Origin of the sequence: Nocardiopsis sp. TNDT3, assembly GCF_003427465.1 — a bacterium.
Taxonomy (GTDB): Bacteria; Actinomycetota; Actinomycetes; order Streptosporangiales; family Streptosporangiaceae; genus Nocardiopsis; species Nocardiopsis dassonvillei.
The window spans coordinates 1-3,734 of sequence record NZ_QPFC01000273.1; the positions used below are offsets into that span (position 1 = coordinate 1).

Here is a 3,734-nt window from a genome sequence, read left to right on the forward strand (position 1 = left end):
TCCGGGACGGGGGGTCCCGGATGTGGTTAGCGGGGGTGACCTGCCGTTATGGACGGCGGGGGGAGACGTCCGGGACATCCGGGACCTCCTTTGGGTATGCGGCCATAGATATGACCTTGTGTAATCAAATGAGCGTGTGAAATTACAGAGAGTAGTAGTAATACTGAAATGGATTTATATAGAGGAGGTCCCGGATGTCCCGGATATCTCCGAGAACCTGAGTTTCCGCAGATCAAGAAGGGTGAGACATCCGGGACCTGGGTGCCCCGGATGTCTCCGGGAAGCGCCCCCGGCGTCCCGAAAGCCCAGTTCAGAGAGGAGGGGACATCCGGGACCTCGGATGTCCCGGATGTCTCACCGCACCGCGCGATCCCGCCGTCCCCGGCCACGGACACCCGTCCCGGATGTCCCGGATGACGCGCGGACGCCCTCACAGCACGTCCCGCAACAGGTCCGGGTGCACCACGAACAACCCGTCAGGCATGCGCCGCCCGGCCTTGTCCGTGCGCTGCACACTCGCCAGCCAGCCCTGTACGGCCAGGCGACCGAGCACCGTGCGAATCCCCTGGGCTCCGTGTTCCTTGACCCAGGTGCGGCGCTTCATCCCCGCCCGGACCTCATCGACCGTCACCAGGTCCTTGCCGCGGCGGCGAAGCCACTCCAGCACCTGCTCCTCGGCTTCGTGTCGCGAGTTCTTCTCGGTGCCCGCCCGGGTGCCCAGAACCTCCAGGGCGTGTTCGATGGCGTACTCGGCGATCTCGATGGCGTGGCTCATGGTCAGCTCGGAGACCGGCGCGTCGACCTCGCCGCCGCCCAACAGGTGCAGCAGGGCAGCGATGCGGTAGGTGGTTCCGGCGAGCTTGTTCGCCCACCCCTCGATGACCGCTAGGTCTCCGGTGTTGGGGTTGATGCGCTTCTCGATCCCGGCCCGCCACCGCAGGTGAAGCCCTTCGGCTTCGTTGCCGATGTAGACGCACCGCGCGGGGACCGGCTCGCCCTCCTCGTCGAACTTCCCGCCCCCGGGCAGCACCCGGAAGAACGCGGACCGGATGACCTGCTCCCACGCCTGCTCCAGGTAGTCCGGGACCCGAGGCGGACGCGGGTCCCGATGCCCAGCCATGGACTGCGGTTGGGCGAACAGCACCCGGTTGAGCAGACCCCGGTCGAGCACGGCCTTGGAGGAGGCGACGTCGTCGATCACGACCGGCTGCACGGCGAGGCACACCGACAGGGAAGGGCGTTCGACCTCGAACGCTTCACGCCCGACCCGGTCGACCCGGTACGGCTCGGTGGAGTCGTAGGAGATCAGGACCAGTTCGAGGTTGGGGATGCCCTTGGAGTAGCGTCCGGAGACGTTGCCGAGGAACCCGCCCTCCGCAGAGATGAGTCCGATGTGTCCGCCGACGCGCTTCATGATGATGCCGAGGGCCTCGGGCAGGACGTCGCCGACGAGAAGCTGAGGCCGCGGCGGCGGCTGCGCATCGCGCATCTCCTGCTTGGCGCTGTCGAGGTCGGCGAGGAGGGTTTTGCGTTTGTCGCCGCTGGCATCAACGAGCTTGGCGACGACCTTGTCCTTGCTCTTCACGGCGATCTCGTACAGCTCCTCTTGATCGCCGTAGTCCTTGTCCCAGGCCTGCCGGAGCTCCTTCTCCAGCTTCCGGACGGGGGTGGTGATCGCGTCGAAGGCGGGCGACTTGCCGCCGCCGGAGCCGAGGATGGAGATGGTCCACAGGTTGAGGGTCTTCTCGGTCCAGTGGCCGGAGACCATGGCGTGTCCACCGATGAGGGTGGGAAGGGTGCCGAGGATGGTGAGAGCGACCAGGTCGACGGGGACACGGGTGAACGTGGCGACGGCTTGGGCGAACTTCCCGATGTCGCCGGGTAGGGCGTGCACGGGGAAGGTGGGCAGCAGCTTGGACTCGGTGTCGCTCGGGGTCGGCCAAGGGAGTGATCGGACGTTTTCGACGGTGGCGAACACCCCGTTGAGGACCTGGTGGTCTTCGGCGGCCATGGTTGCCGACCGGACATCGGCGGGCTTCGCGGTCTCGGCTGGCGGCTGCTCCTCGGAGGTTCCGGTGGTTCCTTCCCAGGGGTCCTCGGGCGGTTCCGCGTCGGACCAGGAATCCGCGCGGGTGCGGCTGCTGGCCTTGATCTCGGCGAGTGCCTGCCGGGGCAGTCGTCGGGCTGCGGCCGTGGCGCGCTGGTCGTCGAGGGCAGCCCATCGAAGGTCGCGTGCGGCGGCCTTCTCGTCGCCCCCGTGGTTGAGCCACGCGAACAGGCGCCCCATGGTGAGCGGTCGTCCGCCGTGCTCCTCGACGGTGGGCAGACCGGCTGACTCGGAGAACACGTTGAGGGTGGGTACGCCGTTGTACCCGGCGCGGGCGGAGTACTTCGAGGTGGACTCGCCGGGGCGCAACCAGAGCTCGGCGCCCTGGTCGTTGCCGACGTAGGCCCAGCCGTGCGGAGTGAGCAGGTCGGCCCATGTGCAGTGACGCGCGAGGCTGTCGAACGGGCCTTCGCCCAGCCCCGCAGGGCTCGCCGGAGCTGGGCGCGGGTTGGTGTGCTGTGCGACGGGGTGGGCGGACTGGATGGCGCCGATCGCTTCGCGGATCTCGGTGAGCGTGTAGAGGGTTCCGGAGTAGGTGCTGGTCGCCATCCGGTTCGTGCCGGGCTTGCGGTTGATGGTGCCGGGAACGCGCAGGACGCGCGAAAGGTCGGACACCCCGGACCCGTACTCCCAACCCGACTCTTCCGACACGGCTCGAAGTCCGCGGTGCCACTGCCGCGAGATCTCCTTGATCTCTTCTCTGGCTTCGCGGTCGGACACGTCGATGGGATCGCGGAGGAGGACGTGGTGATAGAGGCCGCCGCCGGAGTTCACCAGGATGGTTGGTTCCGGGTACCCGGATGCGGCGTACACGCGGTGCGCCGCCGCCTCGTCGGGCGGGAGGTTGGTCCCCTTGTGACCCGGCCCCGCGTAGTCGACGTCCGTCCAGAACCCGAAGAACGTGCGCGAGTCGTCTGCCCCGCCCCGCTTGCCAGGGTCGAGCGGGCGAACGAGGGTGGTGGGTCGTGCGTAGACGCCCTCGACTCCCGAAGCATCCCGACGGCCGATCAGCTCGGCGGCGGCGGCGATACCCTGCCAGTCCGTGGCGAAGGCCTGCCCAGTCCAGTCGCCCTTGAAGGCGATGTGCAGCAGCCCGGGGGCATCGCCGTAGTAGGTGGCCAGGAACTCCCGGACCGTGTCCAGGTCGGCCCGCAGCGGCACATTGTCCGCTGCGGGCGTCGTCGGGGTGTTGCTCACTCCCCGCCCTCCAGCTCCCAGTAGTCGGCGGGCAGGTAGCCACCGGCGATCTGACGGTCGATGGAGGCGCGGCGCTCGTTCCGGCTCTTGGTGTCGGAGGCGCGGAACGACTGCTCGGTCTTGATCGTGCGGACGATCTCCGTGTGCAGGTAGTCCAGGCCGCTCCCGTTGGCGCGGACGATGACCCGTTCGGCGTCGGCGAGAACCACTCCGAGCTTCATGAGTGCGCCGTGGTCGACGAAGCGGACTTCGCCGACGATGTTGATCTCGACGATCCCGCCCGGCCCGGCCGGGCACGGTGTGGGCACCAGGTGGTTGGTCAGGTGCCCGTTCGTGACGGTGATGGTGAAGGCGTTGCGGACCTCGATGATCGGTCCGGTGCTGCTGGTCATGCTTCCCCCGAAGACATGGATGGACGGTGGTTGGTGGG

At 68.0% G+C, this 3,734-nt stretch carries 2 protein-coding genes; both read right to left on the reverse strand.

What is annotated here, in order from left to right:
- Positions 1 to 430: 430 nt before the first annotated feature.
- On the reverse strand, positions 431 to 3,304 hold the full coding sequence (locus DQW06_RS07425) for a DUF3987 domain-containing protein (RefSeq protein WP_157983371.1): 2,874 nt from the start codon (positions 3,302 to 3,304) through the stop codon (positions 431 to 433).
- On the reverse strand, positions 3,301 to 3,734 hold a 434-nt coding region (locus DQW06_RS07430), incomplete at its 5' end, for a hypothetical protein (protein WP_232832974.1). The genes DQW06_RS07430 and DQW06_RS07425, both read right to left, overlap by 4 nt.